Annotated in this window: 18 protein-coding genes; 8 read left to right on the forward strand and 10 right to left on the reverse strand. The window is 39.5% G+C overall.

Going from position 1 to position 23,058, the window contains the following annotated elements; all coding sequences use genetic code 11:
• The first annotated feature begins 939 nt into the window (after nucleotides 1–939).
• Entirely contained in the window at nucleotides 940–1,842 is a 903-nt protein-coding gene (gene omp33-36, locus RFW85_RS04505) for a porin Omp33-36 (protein ID WP_170248031.1), read from the forward strand.
• 61 nt (nucleotides 1,843–1,903) lie between these two features.
• Here the strand turns inward: omp33-36 and RFW85_RS04510 are convergent, their stop codons facing one another.
• The 4 genes from RFW85_RS04510 to RFW85_RS04525 all read right to left on the reverse strand — a co-directional run bounded on the left by RFW85_RS04510 (nucleotide 1,904) and on the right by RFW85_RS04525 (nucleotide 6,952).
• Nucleotides 1,904–3,871 carry a choline BCCT transporter BetT gene (locus RFW85_RS04510; RefSeq protein WP_309171182.1) on the reverse strand — a complete coding sequence of 656 codons (1,968 nt, stop codon included), beginning with the start codon at nucleotides 3,869–3,871 and terminating at the stop codon, nucleotides 1,904–1,906.
• Nucleotides 3,872–4,038: 167 nt separating this feature from the next.
• Nucleotides 4,039–4,731: an ion channel gene (locus tag RFW85_RS04515; RefSeq protein ID WP_309171183.1), complete on the reverse strand. Its 693-nt coding sequence runs from the start codon at nucleotides 4,729–4,731 to the stop codon at nucleotides 4,039–4,041.
• A 171-nt stretch (nucleotides 4,732–4,902) separates the two neighbouring features.
• Nucleotides 4,903–6,618 (reverse strand): cation acetate symporter, encoded by a 1,716-nt coding sequence (locus RFW85_RS04520; RefSeq protein WP_086264737.1) that lies wholly within the window; start codon nucleotides 6,616–6,618, stop codon nucleotides 4,903–4,905.
• A gap of 1 nt (nucleotide 6,619) precedes the next feature.
• Nucleotides 6,620–6,952 (reverse strand): DUF485 domain-containing protein, encoded by a 333-nt coding sequence (locus tag RFW85_RS04525; RefSeq protein WP_170248029.1) that lies wholly within the window; start codon nucleotides 6,950–6,952, stop codon nucleotides 6,620–6,622.
• Between the two features lie 181 nt (nucleotides 6,953–7,133).
• On the opposite strand from RFW85_RS04525, the gene RFW85_RS04530 reads away from it, so the two are divergent.
• Nucleotides 7,134–10,631, forward strand: coding sequence for a PAS domain-containing hybrid sensor histidine kinase/response regulator (locus RFW85_RS04530; protein WP_309171184.1), 3,498 nt, complete (start codon nucleotides 7,134–7,136; stop codon nucleotides 10,629–10,631).
• A gap of 389 nt (nucleotides 10,632–11,020) precedes the next feature.
• Nucleotides 11,021–11,788: a hypothetical protein gene (locus RFW85_RS04535; RefSeq protein ID WP_309171185.1), complete on the forward strand. Its 768-nt coding sequence runs from the start codon at nucleotides 11,021–11,023 to the stop codon at nucleotides 11,786–11,788.
• A 43-nt stretch (nucleotides 11,789–11,831) separates the two neighbouring features.
• On the opposite strand, the gene RFW85_RS04540 is transcribed toward RFW85_RS04535, so the two are convergent.
• Nucleotides 11,832–12,482, reverse strand: a complete 651-nt coding sequence (locus RFW85_RS04540) for a response regulator transcription factor (protein WP_002122041.1) — start codon at nucleotides 12,480–12,482, stop codon at nucleotides 11,832–11,834.
• Nucleotides 12,483–12,858: 376 nt separating this feature from the next.
• On the opposite strand from RFW85_RS04540, the gene msuE reads away from it, so the two are divergent.
• A complete protein-coding gene (gene msuE, locus RFW85_RS04545) occupies nucleotides 12,859–13,596 on the forward strand; it encodes an FMN reductase (RefSeq protein WP_309171186.1) in 738 nt (245 codons plus the stop codon).
• Between the two features lie 44 nt (nucleotides 13,597–13,640).
• Nucleotides 13,641–14,753 carry a dimethylsulfone monooxygenase SfnG gene (gene sfnG / locus RFW85_RS04550; RefSeq protein WP_046811789.1) on the forward strand — a complete coding sequence of 371 codons (1,113 nt, stop codon included), beginning with the start codon at nucleotides 13,641–13,643 and terminating at the stop codon, nucleotides 14,751–14,753.
• A gap of 94 nt (nucleotides 14,754–14,847) precedes the next feature.
• Here sfnG and RFW85_RS04555 read toward each other — a convergent pair whose 3' ends face one another.
• A complete protein-coding gene (locus tag RFW85_RS04555) occupies nucleotides 14,848–15,261 on the reverse strand; it encodes a winged helix-turn-helix transcriptional regulator (RefSeq protein WP_309171187.1) in 414 nt (137 codons plus the stop codon).
• A gap of 105 nt (nucleotides 15,262–15,366) precedes the next feature.
• Between RFW85_RS04555 and RFW85_RS04560 the strand changes: the two genes are divergently transcribed.
• Entirely contained in the window at nucleotides 15,367–15,909 is a 543-nt protein-coding gene (locus RFW85_RS04560; protein ID WP_262442041.1) for a cysteine hydrolase family protein, read from the forward strand.
• A 43-nt stretch (nucleotides 15,910–15,952) separates the two neighbouring features.
• On the opposite strand, the gene acs is transcribed toward RFW85_RS04560, so the two are convergent.
• Nucleotides 15,953–17,902 carry an acetate--CoA ligase gene (gene acs / locus RFW85_RS04565; RefSeq protein ID WP_170248022.1) on the reverse strand — a complete coding sequence of 650 codons (1,950 nt, stop codon included), beginning with the start codon at nucleotides 17,900–17,902 and terminating at the stop codon, nucleotides 15,953–15,955.
• Nucleotides 17,903–18,196: 294 nt separating this feature from the next.
• On the opposite strand from acs, the gene RFW85_RS04570 reads away from it, so the two are divergent.
• Nucleotides 18,197–18,772, forward strand: a complete 576-nt coding sequence (locus RFW85_RS04570; RefSeq protein WP_309171188.1) for a DUF805 domain-containing protein — start codon at nucleotides 18,197–18,199, stop codon at nucleotides 18,770–18,772.
• Nucleotides 18,773–18,884: 112 nt separating this feature from the next.
• Nucleotides 18,885–19,865, forward strand: coding sequence for a mechanosensitive ion channel family protein (locus RFW85_RS04575; protein ID WP_309171189.1), 981 nt, complete (start codon nucleotides 18,885–18,887; stop codon nucleotides 19,863–19,865).
• On the opposite strand, the gene RFW85_RS04580 is transcribed toward RFW85_RS04575, so the two are convergent.
• The 3 genes from RFW85_RS04580 to RFW85_RS04590 form a co-directional block, all read right to left on the reverse strand.
• A complete protein-coding gene (locus RFW85_RS04580; RefSeq protein WP_309171190.1) occupies nucleotides 19,845–20,552 on the reverse strand; it encodes a 16S rRNA (uracil(1498)-N(3))-methyltransferase in 708 nt (235 codons plus the stop codon). The two genes, RFW85_RS04575 and RFW85_RS04580, sit on opposite strands and share 21 nt — an antisense overlap.
• A complete protein-coding gene (locus RFW85_RS04585; protein WP_309171191.1) occupies nucleotides 20,549–21,841 on the reverse strand; it encodes a 3-deoxy-D-manno-octulosonic acid transferase in 1,293 nt (430 codons plus the stop codon). The genes RFW85_RS04580 and RFW85_RS04585 overlap by 4 nt, the downstream gene beginning before the upstream one ends.
• Nucleotides 21,842–21,998: 157 nt before the next feature.
• Nucleotides 21,999–23,057 (reverse strand): alkene reductase, encoded by a 1,059-nt coding sequence (locus tag RFW85_RS04590; RefSeq protein ID WP_057068976.1) that lies wholly within the window; start codon nucleotides 23,055–23,057, stop codon nucleotides 21,999–22,001.
• Nucleotide 23,058: the final 1 nt, after the last annotated feature.

Here is a 23,058-nt window from a genome sequence, read left to right on the forward strand (position 1 = left end):
CTAGCATTTTAATAACTAGAATTTCATCATTAGACCCTTCATTTATCTTTTAATAATTATACGATCCCTACATTTTAGTAAGCTTAAATAATAAAATGAATCGAAAAATTGAATGATTTTATAAAAACCTTACTTTAAAGATCAAAGTTTTTTCATCATGATAATAAAACATATTTACTTGTACTCCCGAATGCCTCTTCCAACACTTTCTGCCCAGCTCTATACTGGATTTTTTTTGATCTACGATTTTTTAATAAATTTCACATAACTTTTATTATAATTTTAAGATTTTCTTACAGATAAAAAAAAGCTCAACCTTGGGGAAAGCTGAGCTCGTAAAATCTGATGTGCTATACACATCGTATCTGGGCAAGCACTTTAAATCCTAAAAAACGTTAGGTAGTGAACTTTGCAATTAAATTATGTGATTTATCTCTACTTTTGTAAAGTTGATTAAATTAATCAGAATTGAATTTTTAATCGTTTTTTTGACTTAAAATAGAGATTTCTTTTACTTTATTCACTTATATAATAATTAAGAATAGTTAAATTTTTTAGTTAAACTAATCTAAATATTGTTAACTATTCCTCAAAATAGAAAGAATTTGCTAACAAAATGGCGATTTTTTATTCACATTGTAGACACAGCTATATTTTTGTTAATGTTAAAACCGATTAATATAATCGATTTTTTCAATTATTATTGTAATATCTTTTTAACATTTAATACTTAATTACTGATGAGATATAATTATTAGCTTATTGTAAATGTTCATTTTTTTATCAGGTTGACAAGTTACTTTTCATTTGATTAGTTTTTCACCTTTTTTAACATAAGTCCCAAATATGCTTAACATTAGCTTTTTGACATTATTGACTTCATAAATTGTTACAATACAATGACTCCAGCTTTATCTCTTGTTAATGCTGGAAATGATTATGAAAAAACTTGGTTTAGCCACTGCTGTATTATTAGCCATGACCGGTGCTCATGCTTATCAATTTGAAGTTCAAGGTCAATCTGAATATGTTGACACAACTGCAAACGATAAAAACTTCACTGGTGACGTTGCTGGTACATTCTATTTAAAAAATGTTGATACCGCTAAGGGTCCTTTAGCTGAAGCAGCTTTCTTGAACCAAGCTTCTAGCGTATCTTTAGGTTATAGCTACCAACAGTATGACCAAAACAACGGTTTAAACTACCACGTTGGTACATACGGTGTTAAAGGTGAGGCTTACGTTCCTACTCCTTACCTTCCTGTATATGCTAGCGCAACTTATAACCACACTGATGTTGATGGTAAAAACAACTTCTCTCATGATGACAACGGCGACCGTTATGCATTAGAAGTTGGTGCTATGTTGTTACCTAACTTCTTGATGACTGTTGGTTATACAAGTGTTGCTAACCAATTCGCTTTAGATAACTTCGGTATCATCAGCAACGGCATCTACACTGCTGCGAACCAAACTGCTGCGATTCAAGACGACCAAGATGCTGTTACAGCTCGTGCTAAATATGTAGGTCCAATCGATGGAACTAACATGGCGATTGGTTTTGAAGCTGCTGGTGCTTTCGGTCAAGAAAACCAATACGGTTTGAAAACTGACCTTTACTTAACTCCTAAGTTAAGTGTTGGTGCATCTTTCGTTGGTAACGATGGTTCAGCTGACATCAAAGGCAATGACCTTGGTGAATTCCGTCAAGCTTGGGGTGGTAACGTAAACTACTTCATTACTCCAGCTGTAGCAGTTGGTGCATCGTACATGAAAGCTGACGTTAAAAAGTCTAGCTACGATACACAAACTATCGGTTTAAATGCTAAAGTTCGCTTCTAATTTAAATTAGAAATCGAATTAAAAAAAGGACTCATTTGAGTCCTTTTTTTACAGCTAAATATTAACTTCGTACAATATTTAAGAAATATAAATGGCGTTCATACTGATCGATAATGTCCTGAATTAAATCTTCTTGCGTCCAATCCATTACATCATAGTTCTGCCCACCCTCTCTTAAAAACACTTCGGCTTGGAAATATTGCCCATCTTCGGCTTCAGTACGCCCAATTAAAAAACTTGGTGGCACTGTTTCACGTGAAACAACTTTATAAATAAAATTAATTTCATTATGATGATCGACCCGAAGCTGCATCCCATCCTCAAGTTGAGTAATTGAAACTTCTAAATGGCGGCGTCTAAATTCATGTTTAATATTTTCAAACGCACGAGCCACTTGCTTTTCGATATATTCTCTAACTTCTTCTTCACTATGAGGATAGTGCATGATCAATCCGAGACGTTGTTGCCAGCTTCGCGGATTATGAATGGCACGTGGAGTAATGCGTGCTTCTTGAATAGCTGTCATTTTGGTGACATCAAGATGCAACGCTTTTATTAATCCCCAACTCATTAAAAGCATAACCACAGTAAATGGCAATGCACTCATAATAATTGAAGACTGTAACGCAGCTAAACCACCAACTAGCAATAAGATAATGGCGAGTAAAGCCATCAGTACTGTCCAAAACAAACGCTGCCAAGTAGGCGAGTTTTCAGTTTTTGCTGTTAAGTAGTCTGTTACCAGTGCTCCCGAGTCAGCTGAAGTCACAAAGAAAAGAATAATTAGCGTTGTGGCAATAACATTCATGACACCAGACCATGGCAAGTGCCCTAAGAATTCAAATAATGCGACAGAGGAATCTTGTTGTACGGCTTGAAGTAATGTCGTTTGATGTTCATGGATAATGCTAAATAATGCAGCGTTTCCTAAAAAGCCCATCCAGATAATGGTAAAGCCTGTCGGGATGAGGAGAACCCCTACAATAAACTCTCGAATGGTACGACCACGTGAAACCCTTGCGATAAACATACCCACAAATGGCGACCAAGAAATCCACCAAGCCCAATATAAAATTGTCCAACCACCAATCCATCCATTCGGCTGATAAGCGTATAAATTGAATGTCATGGTAAAAAGGTTAGAGATATATTGCCCAGTGTTTTGAATAGTAGTCTGCAGTAAATAAATACTAGGACCAGCAATAAAAACAAAGACTAATAATATTAAGGCTAAGACTAAGTTTAGCTCTGATAAGCGTTTCACCCCTTTATCTAGACCTAAGAACACAGACAAGGAAGCTAAAATGCTCACAAAAATAATGAGTAATACTTGAATATGGGTGCTTTGCTCGACACCGAACAAATAATGTAAACCAGAGTTAATCTGGGTAACGCCAAAGCCGAGAGAAGTCGCTACACCAAATACCGTACCAATGGTCGCGAATATATCGATGCTGTCGCCCCAAGGCCCATAAATCTTTTTACCAATCAGTGGATAGAGGGCTGAACGAGTCTTTAACGGTAAATTATGTCGATAAGCAAAATAAGCCAATGCCAATCCGACCACTGCGTAAATAGCCCACGCATGCACCCCCCAGTGGAAGAAGGTCACCCTTAATGCTTGCTGTGCTGCCTCAATAGTCTGCGCATCTCCACTCGGTGGATTAACATAATGCATGACAGGTTCGGCAACTCCAAAGAACATGAGACCGATCCCCATCCCTGCTGTAAACAGCATGGCAAACCAAGACCCATTATTATATTCAGGCTGACTATGGTCAGGCCCTAATTTAATTCGGCCTATTGAAGAACAGGCGATATAAATCAATAAAATGAGAAAGAAAGCAACAGATAAAACATAAAACCAGCTAAATGAATCTGTAATCCATTGTTTTAATTGCTGCGTTAGAAGTTCAAAAGAACTCGGGGCGATCACAACAACTGCCAGAAACAAAGCAATAATAATGACCGTACCAAAAAATACGTTAGGATTAACGTTTGCGAACCAACCCGGTTGTTTGGAAGGCATAACTCCTCCATGTTATTTTAATGAAAAGTGATAGGCATAAAGCCAATAAAGACATTCATGGAATGAACAAAGTTAAATCTTTCAATAGAGAAAGCCGATAATACTTTAAATAAACTTAAATAATATTGCAGTTACAAAGGTGTAAACAAATTGAAACACCCTCTTCTTTATTTGTCAGACTCCTCTTTTGTGGGATGGGCAATATACTGTAAAGCAATTAAACGCGTGACGATCAAAGCGAGATACATCACACCACAAAACATTTGTAGCATGGCTAAAACGCGTGCTGGTGGACTAAGCGGCATTAAATCAGATAAGCCTGTTGCTGATTGTAAGCTAAAGCTCAGGAACAGTAGATCTAACCAAGTCTGCAAATGATGAACATTGTTTGGATTTTGGAAGCTAGTCGGAATCAATAGCTGACAAATGTTGTAGAGGAATGCGAATCCCCATGCAAGCAAGGTAAAAACCGCGGCGGCTGCAAACAATTCATCTCTTGTTAAATATCGATCAGCGAACATATAACGAAATAAGCCATAAGCTGCCGAAAAATAAGCTAGTGCTTCACAGCTATGAGCAAAAATCTGGATCGCTAAATTGCTATAACCTAATAAAATAAAGACTGAAGATATTATCGCTCCACTAACAAACGTTAATCCCCAAAAAGTAAACATTGGGGTTTGGCGAATCACCTTAGCAATAATAAGTAAGGCAAGCACCCCCAAAGCCCACGTTATGGTCCGGTAAAATACATCATGAAAAGTCAGCATGGCCAAAATGAGTAGGATGAATTGCACAAGCAGCAACCATGCAGAAGGTAGCAATCGAAAGCTCGCCCAGAACTCGATGATAGAACGCATTTAATTACTTTCCTTTTTCATTATATTTTGGATTATAGGAAATCATACTGTACAGAAAATAGGACAAACAAGTTGTTCTTGATTAAAGAGCTTCTTTGAATTTAGGTATGAGATAAACAAAAAAAGCCCCGCAGGGCTTTTAATGAGATAGATATTTAATCCATTTTGATATTAGTGATCTGAAGCACCTGAAGCCCCGATACCTGTCATTGAGCGAACGTATTGGGCATCGAATGCAGCTCGTTCTTTTTTAGCTCGTGCAGAGTTATCAGTCACCGAGAAGAACCAGCAGCACAGGAATGATAATGGCATCGCAAATAATGCAGGACCATTGAATGGGTTAATTGGTGTATCAGAGATTTTTAAAGTATCTACCCAAACCGCTTTAGATAGAACAATAAGTACTACTGCTGTTACAAGACCAACTACACCGCCAATAACTGCACCACGGGTGGTTAAACCTTTCCAGAACATTGAAAGAACAAGAATCGGGAAGTTTGCACAACATGCCACAGAGAACGCTAAGCCCACCATGAATGCTACGTTTTGCTTTTCAAACAAAATACCCAAAATCATGGCAAAGATTGCTAAACCAAGTGTCGCAATTTTTGACATGCGAAGTTCTGAAGCTGGAGTCGTTTGACCTTTCTTAAATACGTTAGCGTATAAGTCATGTGAGATTGCAGATGCACCTGAAAGTGTTAAACCTGCAACAACAGCAAGAATCGTTGCGAATGCCACTGCTGAAATGAAGCCCATGAATAAGTCACCGCCTAAAGCGTCACTTAAATGCACGGCTGCCATGTTGTTACCACCAACAAGCTCAAGCTTGCCTGTCATAGCCATTTTCGCAACATCAAGGAATTGTGGGTTGTTTGATACAAAAAGGATCGCACCGAAACCAATAATGAAAGTTAAAAGATAGAAGTAACCAATGAAACCTGTTGCAACTACAACCGATTTACGCGCTTCTTTTGCATCTTTTACTGTGAAGAAACGCATAAGAATATGTGGAAGACCCGCTGTACCAAACATGAGTGCTAAACCAAGAGACAATGCATCAATCGGGTTTGCGGCAAGTTTACCCGGACCCATAATTTTTGCAGCTTCTTCAAAGCTTATACTGTGAACTTTACTGAATACTTCAATTGATTGAGTAAACATGTTGCTGAAGCTGAAACCAACCGCTTTCATCACCATGAATGCCATGAAAGTCGCACCACTGAGTAACATGACCGCTTTAATGATCTGTACCCACGTGGTTGCTAACATGCCACCAAAAATTACGTATGCCATCATTAATAGACCAACGATGACAACCGCAATGTTGTAGTTCAAACCAAATAGTAATTTGATGAGCTGGCCAGCTCCTACCATTTGAGCGATCAAGTAAAATGCGACAACAACAAGCGAGCTCAAGGCAGCTAAGGTACGGACCGGTTTTTCTTCAAGACGGAATGACACTACATCTGAAAGGTTGTATTTACCAAGGTTACGTAAACGCTCCGCAATCAAGAATAAAACGATTGGCCAACCTACCATAAACCCAAGAGAATAAAGTAAGCCATCAAAACCCGAACTAAACACCATTGCGGAAATACCAAGGAAAGATGCTGCTGACATATAGTCACCGGCAATTGCCAATCCGTTCTGGAAACCGCTGATTCCGCCCCCTGCAGTATAGAAATCTTGTGCTGATTGAGTTTGCTTTGCAGCCCACTTAGTAATAAACAAAGTGAAACCAACAAAGATCAAGAACATAATAATGGCATGCCAGTTGGTGGCTTGCTGTTCGGCTTCACCCAAATCTGGACCAGCCATAGCAACAGTTGAATATAGCGATGCTGCTGCCAATAAGGCTTTCGCTTTTAATGAATTCCATTTCATATTAGTGTAATCCTTTCTCATGCGTGATGGCTTCAACTTCCTTCAACGCTTCTTCACTCAACTGGTCAAGGGTATTGTTTGCGATATAGGAATACACGCCACACAGTAGGAAAGATAAAACAATAATTCCTAAGCCTAGTGGAATACCCCATGTCGTTACACCACCACTAAATGAACTCATCAAAAATTCTTTGTTGTAGCCAACAAGTAGCATAAAGCCCACATAAAGCACTAACATAATGATTGTGAGCGTCCAGCTTAATGCACTTTTTTTCTTGACCATCTTTTGAAACTTTGGATTGTGTAGAATCTGTTCTACTTGGCTTTGATCCATAACCAAACTCCTTGCCTGTGCCCAACCTTGGTCACTTTTTTAATAGTAGTTTCTCATTATTCAAATTAGCAAAATAACGTGTAATTCGTAACTTAGACTTTGGTCGTTAAAATTTAATCAATTTATAGCTTTGTTTCTGCTTGCGGTATGATAGGCGCAAGGTTTTAATCATGTAGGTCATATGAACAGCTGGCTGATTATTGGGGTACTCACTCTTTATATAGCACTCTTATTTATTTGTGCTTTTTTTGGCGAAAAGCATGCTAGTCGTCTGAGTACTCGTGGCCGCATGTTCCTGTTTAGTTTGACCTTAGGTGTTTACTGTTCATCTTGGACATTTTATGGCGCAACCGGAGCTGCCGTCCGAGAAGGCGTTATTTTCCTACCTATTTATTTAGGTCCGCTCTTATTTGTCTGGTTTGGTTATGACATCTGGCGACGTTTAGGCCGAGTACGTCAACACCACGCGATTTCCTCAATTGCCGACTTTGTTGCCGCACGTTATGGCAAAAGCGGTGTATTGGCTTCGCTGGTTACGATCTTGGCAGTTATTGCGATTATTCCCTACCTCGCCCTACAGTTACGTGCAATTGCCTTAAGTACCTCAGTCATATTGGAGCAAAATGCTCATATTCATACGACCACCAATAGTGTTTTGCTTTTGACCAGTGTACTTGCAATCTTAGCCATGATTTTTGGTACAAGGCAGATTGCAAACACCGAGCAGCATGGTGGCCTCATGTTAGCGGTGGCATTTGAATCTTTTGTCAAACTATTCGCACTGATCTGCGTCGCTTTATTTTTTATTTTTGAAGCACCTGCAAACTTGGTACAAGTCTCAGCCGACGTAAACCAAACCTTTCAAGAGGTACAATTGTTTGGGGTGCCTGAAACTTTCTGGATTCAGACATTATTGGCCGGACTAGCAATTATTTGTTTACCCCGCCAATTTCATGTCGCTGTTGTCGAATTACGCGATGAAAAGCACATTCGTGGTGCACGTAAATGGTTTGCGGCTTATCTGATTTTAACGATTTTAGCTATTATCCCAATTGCAAGCTGGGCCTTGCATGCTGCGCCAAAATTCCTAACCGTGCCCGATGTTGCGGTGCTCTCATTACCACTAAGTTATAATCAAGAGTGGTTAGCCCTACTGGCCTTTTTAGGCGGGTTCTCTGCATCAACAGGCATGTTACTGGTTTCATCTGTTGCCTTATCTATCATGCTCAGTAATGACTTGATTATGCCCGCACTGTGGCGTTTTAAGTTGCTTTCACGACACGATAAACACTTACCTAAAGTTCTTAAATTTAGCCGCCGAATTAGTATTGTCGCAGTGATGCTACTTGGCTTTTTATTCTTCCATTTCTTTAATGATATTAACCAGCTTTCAGTATTTGGTTTACTAGCGTTTAGTGCGGTTGCTCAATTCGCTCCTGCACTGATTGGAGGATTGTATTGGCGAGGCGGAAGCCGTCAAGGTGTCTATGCTGGTCTCATCGTTGGATTTTTAATGTGGAGTTACACATTACTATTTCCAACCATCTTACGTAGTTTGCCGGAAGGCTATCAGGAAACTGCCCAAAGTATTTTGCTTTTTGGCCCTTTGGGAATTAATGCATTACGGCCAGAGTCACTTTTTGGTTTTGAGTCATTTGCACCTTTAACCCACGGCGTTATTTGGTCGCTTGGTTTAAATATTCTTTTATATATTTGGATTTCTAAACTTTACCGCCCAAGTGTGGCAGAACAAATTCAGGCAGAAAGCTTTTTCTACTATGAAACTAAGCCTTTGCCATCACCACATACCTCTACCGATTTAACTTATTTACCGCACGATGCTGCACGTTTAAAAGTAGGCGATTTATTTGCGCTTGCTAAAAGAATTACAGGTGAGCAACCCACAACTCAAGCATTCGAAAACTTTTGCGAGCAAAATCATCTCACACTCAACCAAAATACTATCGCCAATGGCATGTGGTGGCGGTTCACCGAGCAATATCTTGCAGGTATTATCGGGGCCGCTTCTGCGCGTACGTTGCTGACTACGGCAATGATTAACAATGGCCTCGCCTTAGGGCAAGTCGCCAATATTTTAGACCAAGCCTCACAGTGGCAACGTTTTAATCAAAACTTGCTAATGACCATGATTGACCACATGACCCAAGGTGTGAGTGTGGTCGATAAAAATATGTGTTTAGTGGCTTGGAATAACCAATATTTAAAACTGTTTGGCTACCCTAAAGATTTAGTCTATGTGGGTTGTCCAATTGCTGATCTGATTCGTTATAACGCTGAACGTGGCGAATGCGGTCCCGGTTCAGTCGAAGAGCACGTCCGCAAACGTTTGCACTGGATGAAAGTCGGAAGTGCACATGAGTTTGAACGAATCCGTAAAGATGGACGCGTTATTCAAATGCGCGGTAATCCGATTGCAGGTGGAGGCTTTGTGACTACCTTCGCCGACATTACGGCTTTCCGTGCGAATGAGGCAATACTCGAAGCCCGTGTAAAAGACCGCACCCAACAACTTGCCGATGCCTTAACCGAACAACAGCTTGCTCGTGAACAAGCCGATATGGCCAATATGTCTAAAAGCCGATTTATTGCAGCAGCCAGTCATGACTTATTGCAACCCATGCATGCTGCTCGTCTGTTTAGTACGGTTCTTGAGCAAAGCATTGCCACGGAAGAAGACCGTCAAACTCTACAACAACTTGACCGCGCTCTATATGGTGCAGAAAGTATGCTCTCCGCCCTACTCGATATTGCGCGTTTGGAAGGCGGTACCATACAGCCAAAAAGACAGCCTTATCCTCTACACGATTTATTAAGCGATCTTGAACTACAATTTAAATCGATTGCTGCTCAGCGAAATATTTCACTCAAAGTTCATGATGTATCGTTCTGGATTGACACAGATCCACAGTGGATTCGACGCATTATTCAAAACTTTGTCAGTAATGCACTGCGTTATACAGCCAAAGGCCGAGTGATTGTGGGGGTATTACGTTCGGCTCAAAAACCTGGTCATATTCGAATTGGGGTCTGGGATACAGGTCCCGGAATTGCCGAAGAACAACGTATTAAACTATTTCAAGAATTCGAACGCTGTGGGCATTTATCACCTTGGGGTGAGCAAGGTCTTGGTTTAGGTCTCGCGATTGTGCAACGCATGACAGGTTTGTTGAATTATCCAGTCCATGTGTACTCAAAGCTTGATAAAGGCTCCTGCTTTATGATTGAGGTTCCGGTGGTAGAGGCTCCAAAAGTGGTAACCCCAACCGTACAAGCAGTACCTTTAAAAACAAAAGCCTATCGGATTTTATGTTTAGACAATGATGAAACTATTCTTGAGGGCATGAGTAGCTTATTAGGTCGATGGGGATATGAGGTTTTTAAAGCCACGGAACCTGAACAAGCACTTGAGATTATTCAAAAAGAGAATATTCAGGTCTGGCTTATCGATCAGCATTTAAATAACAACCAACTCGGTGTCGATTTTATTATGCAAAATCGACAGCATGATGTTCCAGTTGCTTTAATTACGGCGGACTCTCATCCTGAGTTACCTCAACAATTGAAAGAACTGAATATTGTTTTACTCAAAAAACCGCTTAAACCGGCATCTCTAAGAGCATGGTTATCGGGGCTTAAAATTGCCAGTGAGGTAGATTAAATATTTTCTCTCCCAAACCTTTTGATAAGTTTGGGAGAGATTTTTGGCAAAAATTATTGGTCTAATTTAAGCCAATAGGCAGAACTGCTCAAAAAGTCTACTTTTACCCACTAAATCATTGACCAAAATTTCCAATGACTCTTTTTCTATGGCAAAGCTCACCTTTTTTGTAAGTGAACACTTGTATACTTAGTTACAATTTCATAAATTACTGTTTTTTAAAAATATAATTAACAAAAAACAACCATATAAGACTTTAGTCGTATTCTACTTGCATTCTTGATGACACATAAATATTCAAAACCTATTTATCAAATGTGCACCTATTTTTATAAGCCATTTCCATATTAAGCACCCATGCTCATGAATTAATGCAAAGGACAATTGCCATGAATATTTCTGATAACAGCCCGCAAGGCCAACTTTCGTCTCAACAGTTTTATCGTCAATACAGTGCCAATGCTTTACTTCCTGAACTAGATTGGCAAAGTATTTTTCCCCACAGCAAACTCAATGAAGCACATATCAAAGCGTTAAATACAATTTATCAGTGTGCTGTCCCCCTCGCACTTAATGTATTTCATGATCTAAATTTTGATGTATTTGCACCTGCAGCTTATCATCCTCAAGGTTTAGGTTTATTTGATAAATTGGCACAACAAGAAGAAAATTTCTTAAAAGTTCTTAGTGCTGAAAGTGAAAATCTTGACCATGACACACGCCATCAAATCTGGAGTATGCTACTTCGTGGCGGTGCTGTACTCGTTTTCAAAGCTTGGCTTGGTCATGTAAAACTCGGCGAGAATCAGTTAGATATGACGCAGTTTGATGAATTGTCTGATTTACTCTTTATTAAAACGCACCCAGATCAACTTGCGGAACGACTAAATGTTGATGAAAAAGCAAAACTCGACCACATCTTCTTAATGTATGGCAACGATATTTTTCTTGATCGCTTCAACAGCCTAGAAACAGCTGCTCTATTTGTTGATTTAGGTGTTTATGATGCGGCGTTCTTAAGCTTGCGTGATGACCGCGTGGCTGAATATTTAAAAATGAAACGCTATGTGACTCAGGAACAAATTGATGATTTGCAATGCGCGCTTAATCCATTGTACTGCGACAGCTTAACACCAAAGCAAGATTGCCTTGCTTAAGTGGCACCCATAAAAAAGACCTCAATCGAGGTCTTTTTTTCTTTTAAATTTTCTTATCTTCAATATTGAGTGCACTAATTGCCAATACGGCTTGTGTACGGTTTTGCACACCTAATTTTCTAAAGATAGCCGTTACGTGAGCTTTAATCGTTGCTTCTGAAACATCGAGCTCGTATGCGATCTGTTTGTTTAACAAGCCTTCCGCAACCATCATCAAAACACGGAATTGCTGAGGTGTTAACGATTGAATACGTTCGGCTAAAGCAGTTTCATCTGCTGCTCTTGGGTCAAGGTTAAGATTAGATGGCAAGTTAGGTGGTAACCAGATATCGCCTTCTAAGACTTGACGAATCGCTTCACCAATATGGCTTGGATGAGCCGACTTAGGAATATAACCCATTGCACCATGTGCAATTGCACGCTGAATAATTGAAGTTTCTTCATGTGCAGAAACCACAATAATCGGAATAGATGGATACTGTGCTCTTACATAAACCAGAGCCGAAAAGCCTGAAGCACCCGGTAAATTTAAATCGAGTAATACTAGATCAGGTTCTGCCCCATTTTCCAAACGCTCATAAAACTCATCAACCGAGGCTGTTTCATGAATTTGTGCCTGTGGCAGGCTATAACGTACTGCTTGAATTAAAGCATGACGAAACAAAGGATGATCATCAACGATTAAAATATTCATAAGCGATTAAAGTAATCTTGAGCATAAGTATGGCCTATTGTAACCATACTATTTAGATGAAAGATACGTTCATCTTATCCATTTTTATGTAAAATGTTGATAAATGCAGAACTTAGCCCATATTTTCAGATGTTTTTTAACTTTTAATCAAAATTAATCTGTTTTTTATATAAGCTTCTTTTTTATTATAAAAAATATATCACCTATAATTATATAAAATAAAAACAGCAACTTAATAAAAAAGCAAAGTATAAAAATCCACTATTTATCTTTTATATTTAAAACTGATAAGGTTGACCAATTTCGTTATTTTACAGTTCACCGTCATTGTTGATTAATAAGTCCAATCTCTTGTTTTAGGCTTAGGAACCAAATTATGACTGGTATCACATCACCAAAACCTTTAAATATCGTTGCTGTTTCTGGTGGATTAAATACCCCATCTAAAACGGAAAGTCTGGTTCAAGCCATTCTTGATGAATTATCAGAAGCAATCGATATTAAAGTTCACTTTATTAAATTAAGCGAAATCGGGCCTCTATTAGGCGGCGCATTTTATCGCAACCAACTTCCACAGCGCGTGCAAGATGACCTTGCAGCAGTTGAAGCAGCAGATGCTTTAATTGTAGGTACACCCGTTTACCGTGCTTCTTTTACAGGTCTTTTCAAACATTTCTTCGATTTTGTTGAACAAACTGCGTTGGTCGATGTACCAGTACTTTTAGCAGCATCGGGCGGTAGTGATCGTCATGCACTCGTACTTGAGCATCAACTTCGTCCACTGTTCAGTTTCTTCCAAGCACAAACTTTACCAATTGGCGTATATGCGACAGATCGTGACTTTACCCCTGAATATACGGTGAAAAGCGAGCAATTATCAGATCGTATTACGTTAGCAGTAGCACGCGCATTACCGATTTTAGAATGGGCGCCAGCGAAGGGTAAACGTGCTGAAGTAGTTAAACCTAAATCTCATCAAGCAAATCAAGAGCTTGGTATTAACAAGCAAATTGAGCAAGAAGAAGTATTACCTTCAGCGGCTGTACCAGACCTTGATGCGGCAGAATCTCGCTTGCACCACAAGTCTGGCAAATCATTAACACATGTTGCCTAAGTTCAATATCACTAAATAAAAATAACGAATGGGGAGATTGAACCATGACGCAATTACAACAACCGATTAAATTTGCTTATTGGGTACCAAACGTAAGCGGTGGCCTTGTAGTAAGTAACATCGAACAGCGTACAGACTGGAGTTATGACTACAATGTTCGTCTTGCACAGGCTGCCGAAAACAATGGTTTTGAATATGCGCTCACCCAAATTCGTTTTACGGCGGGGTACGGGGCAGAGAACCAACATGAATCGGTAAGTTTCAGTCATGCATTACTAGCAAAAACTGAAAAATTAAAGGTCATTGCGGCTATTCTGCCCGGCCCTTGGAAACCAGCACTTGCAGCTAAACAACTTGCAACGATTGATTATCTAACACAAGGTCGTATTGCTATTAATGTTGTTAGTGGCTGGTTCAGAGGCGAGTTTGATGCCATTGGTGAAGAGTGGCCTGAGCATGATGAACGTTATGTTCGCTCCGAAGAATTTATTCGCACACTAAAAGGAATCTGGACCACCGATAACTATAGTTTCGATGGTAAATACTATCAGTTTCAAAACTACACACTTAAACCAAAACCTCTGCAAAAGCCTTATATTGAAGTGTTTCAGGGCGGCAGTTCACGTGCTGCACGTGACATGGCGTCTCGCGTATCTGACTGGTATTTCACTAACGGTAATACGGTAGAAGAAATTCAAAAACAAGTCGAAGACATTCGTACTAAAGCAAAAGCCAATAATCACCATGTCAAAATTGGGGTAAATGCGTTCATCATTGCCAGAGATACCGAAGAAGAAGCAAAAGCGGTACTTCAAGAAATTATTGATAAAGCCAACACTGAAGCCGTAAATGCGTTTGGCGATGCAACTCGTGAAGCTGGAGCAGCCTCACCAGAGCAACAAGGTAACTGGGCAAAATCAACTTTTGAAGATCTAGTGCAATACAACGATGGCTTTAAAACCAATTTAATTGGTACGCCGCAGCAAATTGCAGAGCGTATTGTGGCACTCAAAAATGTAGGCGTTGATTTGATTCTGTCCGGATTCTTACATTTTATTGAAGAAGTGGAATATTTTGGAGAAAAGGTTCTACCACTCGTTCGCCAGTTAGAACTTCAACAGGAAAAGGAGGTAGAAATTCAAGCTAAATCAGCCTAAACACCCCACAGTTAAAACAGCGCAAGATAATAAAAACAATAAATTAAAAATAAAGAATTTATTGGCTCCAAGACTCGGCTTGGAGCCTTTATTTTTAAGATTTCTCGACTTCTCTAATCACAGTTCCAACCGAGTAACGGCACCATTTTGAAAGTTTTTCGATAAATTCATTTAAGGCAGCGGGTTCAAAATGGCTGACAATCATATAGCAAGCATTACCCATGACTTTAAAGCATTCATCGATTTGTTCGTATTGCTTCACTAAATTTTCAATTTCTTCAAATGCGCGTTGTTCATTTAAATGCAAATGAATAAATTGTTTATGCGAATATTGCACAGCAATGGTGTAGTTTTTGATAACACCAGCATCCATTAACTGAGCAATTCGAGCGCCCACCGCTTGCCCTGTCCGGTGTACGCGTTGCCCAATTTCTTTATTTGTCAGACGGGAATCTTGTTTAAGCAATGCAATAATTTTTAGATCAATCGGGTCTAATTCAATATTCATTTTTCATAGCGAAAGAAAACTGGCGTTAATGCTTTCATCTGACTATAGCCGATTTTTCAAGCAGAGAATAATCTTGTTTTATCTCATATCAACAAGAGTGTTCTCATGAAACAAGCACTGTTAGTTATCGATGTACAAAATGATTATTTTAAAAATGGCAAAATGGAATTAGTCGGACCAGATCAAGCGCTCGATAAAATAAAGCAGCTTGAACAATATTTTAACGAGAAAAATTTACCAATCATTTATGTACAACATATTAACCCGCCACAAGCGAGTTTCTTTCAAGAAAATACAGATGGGGTTTTACTTCATCCTGAACTTAGTGCTGGCAGTAATTCATTAATCGTGACAAAGCATTATCCAAATAGTTTTTTAGAAACCAATTTAGATGAACTTTTAAAAGCACATCAAATTGAGCAACTTATTATTACAGGCATGATGACGCATATGTGTATTGATTCAGGTACACGTGCAGCCAAAGAACTTGGCTATCAACCTATCTTAATTGCAGATGCAACCGCAACTCGCGATTTAAGCCATGCTGGAAAAACTGTAAAAGCTGAAGACGTACAAACTGCTTTTTTAACTGCGCTGAGTACATTTGCAAATGTAGAAAATACTGCCGATTTTCTAGCGAAATCTTAAATAAGGCACAATAAAAAAGCCCCAGATGGGGCTTTTTTTTAAATTAGTTTTGCTTATCAGGATAAACCGTTGTAATTAACTGATCTACCACTGCAGGCTCAGCCAAGGTTGAGGTATCACCTAAACTATCTAGCTCATTCGCTGCAATTTTTCTTAAAATACGGCGCATGATTTTACCGGAACGCGTTTTAGGTAACGCTGGTGCCCAGTGTAATGCATCTGGTGAGGCCACCGGCCCAAGCACTTTACGTACCCAATTAATTAATTCTTTACGCAGTTCTTCCGACTCTGGAACGCCCGCTTGCAAGGTCACAAAAGTACAAATACCCTGCCCTTTAATGTCATGCGGCATGCCCACCACTGCTGCTTCTGCTACTGATTCATGTGAAACAAGAGCACTTTCAATTTCAGCAGTACCTAAACGGTGGCCTGAAACGTTTAAGACATCATCAACACGCCCTGTGATCCAGTAATAACCATCTTCATCACGACGAGCACCATCACCCGTAAAATAAGTATTTTTAAAGGTCGAGAAATACGCCTCAATAAAGCGGTCTGGATCACCCCAAATAGTACGCATCTGGCCCGGCCATGAATCTTTAATCACAAGGTTACCTTCAACAGCTCCTTCTAGCTCATTACCTTCACCATCCACAATGGCTGGCTGAACACCAAATAATGGGCGCGTTGCCGAACCCGGTTTTAAAGCTGTTGCCCCTGGCAATGGCGCAATCAAAATACCACCTGTTTCGGTTTGCCACCATGTATCGACAATTGGACAGCGGCCTTCACCCACGACATTGTAGTACCAGTTCCAAGCCTCAGGGTTAATTGGTTCACCAACCGAACCAAGTAAACGCAAACTGCTACGGTTACTTTCGCGTACATACGAATCGCCTTCTCGCATCATGGCGCGAATTGCAGTTGGCGCTGTATATAAAATAGAAACTTTATGCTTATCGACCACATGACCAAGACGAGCCCATGTTGGATATTGAGGTACCCCTTCAAACATTAAGGTCGTCGTACCATTTGCCAGCGGCCCATAAATTAGATAACTATGCCCTGTAATCCAACCGATATCGGCTGTACACCAATACACATCATCTTGTTTTAAATCAAAGACCTCTTTAAAGGTACTTGTAACATAGACTAAATAACCACCTGTAGTATGCAACACACCTTTCGGTTTACCTGTTGAGCCTGAGGTATAGAGAATAAATAATGGATCTTCTGCCTTCATTGGTTCTGGAGGACAGTCTGCATCCACTTCCATAATAATGAGGTGATACCACAAATCACGGCCCGGCTTCATTTCAATTGGGTTTGCATTACGGTAAACCACAATCACATTCTCAACACACTCAGTACCTGGCAATGCTAAAGCCAAATCAACGTTTTCTTTGAGTGGTAATAGTTTTCCAGCACGTAGACTTGAGTCTGCGGTAATCACCAGTTTCGCTTGGCTGTCTTCAATACGACTTGCCAAAGAATCTGGCGAGAACCCACCAAACACTACACAGTGAACAGCACCAATACGTGCACAGGCCAACATGGCAATTGCAGCCTCAGTCACCATCGGCATATACAGCACAACGCGGTCACCCTTACCAATGCCATATTTCTTTAAAACGTTAGCAAAACGGCAGACTTCATCGTGTAACTCTTTATAAGAGACAATTTTATGACGAGAAGGGTGGTCACCCTCCCAAATAATTGCAGGTTTATGGGGATGTTCTTTAAGATGCCTGTCTAGGCAGTTTGCTGACACGTTCAACTCACCATCAGCAAACCATTCAATTTTGAAATTGTCTTTGTCAAAACTGGTATTTTTAACTTGGGTAAATGGCTTTATCCAATCGACAATTTTAGCTTGCTCTGCCCAGAATTCATCTGGGTTCTCGATAGAGTGTTGATAACGTTTAAAGTAGTCTGCTTCAACAGTACGAGCTGTTTTTTTAAATTCCTCTGGTACTGGATAGATCTCATTCATACGCAACTTCCTTGATCTTGTGCATCCCATCTCGAGACTGTGGCTATTATTTTACTGGATCTTATTTGCATGCCTTTGCAGTATGATGACTCTTTCAAAGCCTAGACAATGCGACTTTGGTCATATATTAATCACTTACTCAAGCATACGAAATTATGAACATTTTTATAAAATTAAGTTGATTTAAAACATTTGTCTATAGCTTTTACTTTTATAATTTTTTCAATATTTGATGGTTTTGATCATCAACAAAGATTATTTTGTCTCTCATATGCAACCTAGGAATAAAATAATATGTTTGCCCAAACGACTTCCTCACGTCCACCACAGCTGCCTTTAAAAGATAACCCTTTTTCAATTCATGGCCGTTTTAACCGCATGAGTTATTTAGGTGGGTATGGACTGATTTATTTAGTCACAATCGTGGGCTATTTTATTTTGGCCTCACTTCTTGGAAGTTTTCAGCTTTCAAGTAATTTATTTAATTTTGAGTTTTATAGCTCTCTTTCTGGCCTCAGTGCATTGGTGGTATGGGCTTTTTGGCTGTTCCTGATTTATTTAAATGTTGTTCTCGTAGTACGACGTTTGCACGATCTAAATAAAAGTGGCTGGATGGGGTTGCTGTTATTCATTCCTATTGTTCAATTCTTTTTTATGATTTATTTACTGCTTGCCTCAGGTACAGCAGGTCCAAATCAATATGGTCCAGCTCGATCATCAACGTTCATCGAAAAGTTAATGGCTTGGTTTATCTTATTCGCTATTTTAATTAGCCTTATTTCTACCGCAGGCTTTTTTTACTATTTCTCTGGTACCGATACTATAGAAACGCCGACACAAATCTTACAAAAAGGAACGGAATACTTTTAATTAAAAAACACTTTATTATTTAGATGAACTCATTATAGTAGGCGCACATTTTATCTCCTACTATAATGAAAGCCGATCATCGCTTTCATCATTTTTTAAATAGAGACTTGTCGTGGCTGATGAACAAAAATCCTTAACGGATGTTGCAAAAAATACAGGCGAACTTTTGCAAGAAGCAGGTACTAAAACCACTCAAACGGTTTTAGCTCATACCGAAAAGTATCATGATGCCTATACCACTATTGATAAAATCGTGGATAGCTTCTGGGAACGTGTGCCTTATATTTGTATTGCGATTATCGTTTTTATTATTTTTTGGCTACTCACCAAATTATTTAAGTTCTTTGTTCGTAAAACCTTAGAAAATCGCTCTTATACGCGCCAAAACCTAGTGTTGGTTCTAAACCGTGTAGGAAGTACGACCATTTTATTTTTTGGATTCTTAATTGCACTCGTCATCATGATCCCAGGTTTTACACCAGGACAACTCATGAGTGCGTTAGGAATCGGTTCGGTTGCAATTGGTTTCGCATTTAAAGATATTTTCCAAAACTTGCTTTCAGGTATTTTGATTTTATTGAGCGAACCATTCCGTATTGGCGATTCAATCGTGGTCAATTCACTTGAAGGAACTGTTGAAGATATTCAGATTCGTGCAACATTCTTACGCTCACCAGATGGTCGCCGTATCGTTATTCCAAATGCAACTGTTTATACAAGTGCATTAACCGTAAATACTGCCTATCAACAACGACGTTGTGAGTTTGTAGTCGGAATTGGTTATGATGACGACGAACAAAAAGCCAAACAGATTATTTTAGATATTCTTAATAATGACCGAAATGTACTGAGTCAGCCAGCCTTCTCGGTTAACGTTACAGCTTTAGCAGATTTCTCGGTTAACCTGACTGTCCGTTGGTGGGTGGATACCACTGAAACTGACATTTCGTCATCTACGAGCACTATTCAAGCTCAAGTCAAACAAGCATTCAATGCAAATGGCATTAATATTCCTTACCCTATTCAGGAATTAAAAATGGCTGCAAATCAGCCACCGTTAAACCCTGAACTATCAAGTAAAGAGACGACCTAAAATATAAGAAATAGACGTTTCAGTTCTTAAAATACGGTTGCCTAAGCTCACAGCTTGGCAGCCGTTTTTTGTGAGCAAATCAACTTCATACGGAATAAAGCCGCCTTCGGGTCCAACGACTACACTACAAGCATGTGGAATATTAACTGGCATGCTCTGCCCGGCATAAGGATGAGCCACATAAGCAGGGCTTTCCTCTGAGATTAAGCTTGGTAGGATATCCTCAACAAAAGGTTTAAAGCGTTTATATAATTGAATTTTGGGGACAATGGTGTCACCTGCTTGCTCGAGACCTAAAGTCACATAGTTATCAAGTTGTTGCAAAAATGGAGTTTGCCAATAGCTTTTATCTACGCGATAGCTATGAATCAAACTAATTCTTTCAACACCTAAAGTCACACTGTCCATAATTAAACGGCGTAAAACTTTGGGCCTTGGCAAAGCTACGATTAAATGTACTGGAAGCTTTGCAGGTACTGCTTCATCACGAATAGGCCGTATACAAACTTCTTGCTCATTCATCGAAACGATTTCAGTGGTATAACGTGCACCATTACGAATACCAACTTTTAGATTTTGGCCAACCGTAATATCAAGGTGTTCACGCAAATGCTGTAATTGGCGCTTTGAACGGATTGACCACAACTCTGACTGAACATCTTCAGATTCTAGTAAAACGATATTCATGGTTTTTCAGCCAAATACCGGTTAATTACTCCAATATGTTTCTGTAATGAACCTTGGTTACGCTGCAAAACTTTATGCGCCTGCTCAACCACCTGCTTCGCTTCTTCCGGCTCGGCTAAACAAGCCATCCAGATTGCTACAACTTGCTCGGCGTCTTGGGCAATCAGTACACCATTTTCATCAATAAATTCATCAACAATGGTTTGGAAATTAAAATAACGCGGTCCAATTACGGTCGGTACATTCAGAACCATAGGTTCTAAAATATTATGTCCCCCGCCTGGTTCGTTAAGTGATCCACCAACAAAACAGACCTGACTTAAGACATACCATAGCCAAAGCTCACCCATGCTATCAGCCAGATAAACTTGTGTACTCGTATGAATACTTTGATTCAAACTTCTACGATGAGTAATTAAATCTAGGTCTTGGCAAATTTCAAATACTTCATCGAAACGTTCAGGATGCCGAGGTACAACAATACAAACTAGATTTGGATCTGACTTTAGATAAGGTCCGAGCGCTTGCAAAATTTGTTGTTCTTCAGGTGCATGTGTACTGGCAATTGTTAAGATTTTGCGTTGCCCCAAATACCATAGCTGGTGTAACTTTTCAGCTTGATTTATAAATACTTCTGGTGCGTGAATATCAAATTTAATATTTCCAACCACCTGACTTTTTTGTTGATCTAAGCCAAGTTCGATATAACGTTGCCGAGTAGCATTATCTTGTGCCAGCACCCAGTCAATTTGTTTCAGCATTCCTGCTGTTAGACCTGAAACGCGGCGATAACCTTTCGCTGATTTTTCTGATAACCGCGCATTTAATAATAAACAAGGTACATGCTGTAGCTTGGCTTGATCAATTAGATTTGGCCAAAGCTCAGTTTCAACCAATGCTAAAAGCTTTGGCTGGTACAACTCAAAGAATTGCTTTAAGAGGTGCTTTTGATCAACCGGCAAATAAACTGCTTGAAATAAATCTAAATAAGGTGATTTTAAAAATAACGATTTAGCACGCGCCTGCCCAGTCTTCGTTGTATTGGTAACTAATACGGGTTGACCAAGTTTAAGATAATGTTCAATTAAGGGCTGCGCTGCATTGGTTTCTCCGACCGAAACAGCATGAAACCAAATTGCTCTCAAATTTTTCGGAGATTCAAACGGCCCAAATCTTTCCAGACATTCCTGATTATATAATTCCTGGCTTTCTGCACGTTTTTTTATCCGCCATTGGTAAAAAGGTTTTAATAAATGGAGTGCGGTGTTATACCAAAAAGGGGTCGCCAAGCGGTTTGCCTCAAATAGTCAAAATTTAAAACTGGGGAAAATATAACATAGATAGAAAAAATGGCAGAGTTTCGATACCTAAACTCTACCATTACAAGAAAAGCGATTTACTGACTTAAGAAATGAAATAGGTCAGTAAATCGAAATCTCAAAGATATTATGACGCTTCCAGCGTTGGATAGTCAGTATAACCTTCAGCACCTTTAGCGTATAAAGTCGTTGGTTGAAGTTCATTTAATGGCAAGTCTTGTTCTAAGCGCTGTAAAAGATCTGGGTTAGCAATATATGCTTTACCAAAAGATACGGCATCTGCCTGACCTTCACGCAAGATACGTTTTGCTGATTCTGGTGTTAGGTTCTCATTGGCAATCCATACACCATTAAATTTTTCGCGAAGTTTAGGACTAATGCTGTCAGCAGCTTCATATTCACGAGAGAAAATGAAAGCAACATTACGTTGGTTAAGTTGTTCAACTACATAACCAAAAGTTGCTAATGGGTTTTCATCTCCCATATCGTGTGAATCACCACGCGGTGCAATATGAACACCTACTCGGCCAGCGCCCCACACTTCAATAAATGCATCAACGACTTCTAATAATAAACGTGCACGGTTTTCAACCGGACCACCGTATTCGTCATCACGTTGGTTGGTATTACTTTGAAGGAACTGGTCAATCAAGTAACCATTCGCTGCGTGTAATTCAACACCATCAAAACCTGCTGCTTTAGCCAGTTCTGCTGAATGTTTGTATTGAGCAATAACTTCTTGAATCTCTTCAATTGAAAGTGCACGCGGTGTTACATAAGGACGTTTAGGACGTAATAAACTCACTTCACCCGCAGGTTGAATTGCACTTGGTGCAACAGGAATATCACCGTCTAAAAGTTCAGGATGCGAAATACGGCCTACATGCCAAAGTTGAGCTACAATTTTTGAACCTTGAGCATGAACTGCCTCAATAATTTTATTCCAAGCTTGTGCCTGCTCTTGTGACCATAACCCTGGGGTGTCTGCATAACCCACAGTTTTTGAACCAATTACTGTTGCTTCAGTCAAAATTAGACCGGCATTTGCACGTTGTTGATAGTATTCAACCATTAAATCATTAGGCACTCGGCTTTCACCACTACGCGCACGCGTTAATGGAGCCATTACCAATCGATTTTTGATTTCAAAATCACCAACCGTTAAAGGAGTATTGAGTTCAGCCATA

Source organism: Acinetobacter sp. 12966, assembly GCF_031196995.1.
In the GTDB taxonomy this organism is placed as follows: Bacteria; Pseudomonadota; Gammaproteobacteria; order Pseudomonadales; family Moraxellaceae; genus Acinetobacter; species Acinetobacter geminorum.

What these genes read in the sequence shown, in the direction of transcription:
- omp33-36 (WP_170248031.1), top strand. Translation starts at nt 940, where the DNA reads ATGAAAAAACTTGGTTTAGCCACTGCTGTATTATTAGCCATGACCGGT.
- RFW85_RS04510 (WP_309171182.1), bottom strand. Translation starts at nt 3,871, where the DNA reads ATGCCTTCCAAACAACCGGGTTGGTTCGCAAACGTTAATCCTAACGTA.
- RFW85_RS04515 (WP_309171183.1), bottom strand. Translation starts at nt 4,731, where the DNA reads ATGCGTTCTATCATCGAGTTCTGGGCGAGCTTTCGATTGCTACCTTCT.
- RFW85_RS04520 (WP_086264737.1), bottom strand. Translation starts at nt 6,618, where the DNA reads ATGAAATGGAATTCATTAAAAGCGAAAGCCTTATTGGCAGCAGCATCG.
- RFW85_RS04525 (WP_170248029.1), bottom strand. Translation starts at nt 6,952, where the DNA reads ATGGATCAAAGCCAAGTAGAACAGATTCTACACAATCCAAAGTTTCAA.
- RFW85_RS04530 (WP_309171184.1), top strand. Translation starts at nt 7,134, where the DNA reads ATGAACAGCTGGCTGATTATTGGGGTACTCACTCTTTATATAGCACTC.
- RFW85_RS04535 (WP_309171185.1), top strand. Translation starts at nt 11,021, where the DNA reads ATGAATATTTCTGATAACAGCCCGCAAGGCCAACTTTCGTCTCAACAG.
- RFW85_RS04540 (WP_002122041.1), bottom strand. Translation starts at nt 12,482, where the DNA reads ATGAATATTTTAATCGTTGATGATCATCCTTTGTTTCGTCATGCTTTA.
- msuE (WP_309171186.1), top strand. Translation starts at nt 12,859, where the DNA reads ATGACTGGTATCACATCACCAAAACCTTTAAATATCGTTGCTGTTTCT.
- sfnG (WP_046811789.1), top strand. Translation starts at nt 13,641, where the DNA reads ATGACGCAATTACAACAACCGATTAAATTTGCTTATTGGGTACCAAAC.
- RFW85_RS04555 (WP_309171187.1), bottom strand. Translation starts at nt 15,261, where the DNA reads ATGAATATTGAATTAGACCCGATTGATCTAAAAATTATTGCATTGCTT.
- RFW85_RS04560 (WP_262442041.1), top strand. Translation starts at nt 15,367, where the DNA reads ATGAAACAAGCACTGTTAGTTATCGATGTACAAAATGATTATTTTAAA.
- acs (WP_170248022.1), bottom strand. Translation starts at nt 17,902, where the DNA reads ATGAATGAGATCTATCCAGTACCAGAGGAATTTAAAAAAACAGCTCGT.
- RFW85_RS04570 (WP_309171188.1), top strand. Translation starts at nt 18,197, where the DNA reads ATGTTTGCCCAAACGACTTCCTCACGTCCACCACAGCTGCCTTTAAAA.
- RFW85_RS04580 (WP_309171190.1), bottom strand. Translation starts at nt 20,552, where the DNA reads ATGAATATCGTTTTACTAGAATCTGAAGATGTTCAGTCAGAGTTGTGG.
- RFW85_RS04590 (WP_057068976.1), bottom strand. Translation starts at nt 23,057, where the DNA reads ATGGCTGAACTCAATACTCCTTTAACGGTTGGTGATTTTGAAATCAAA.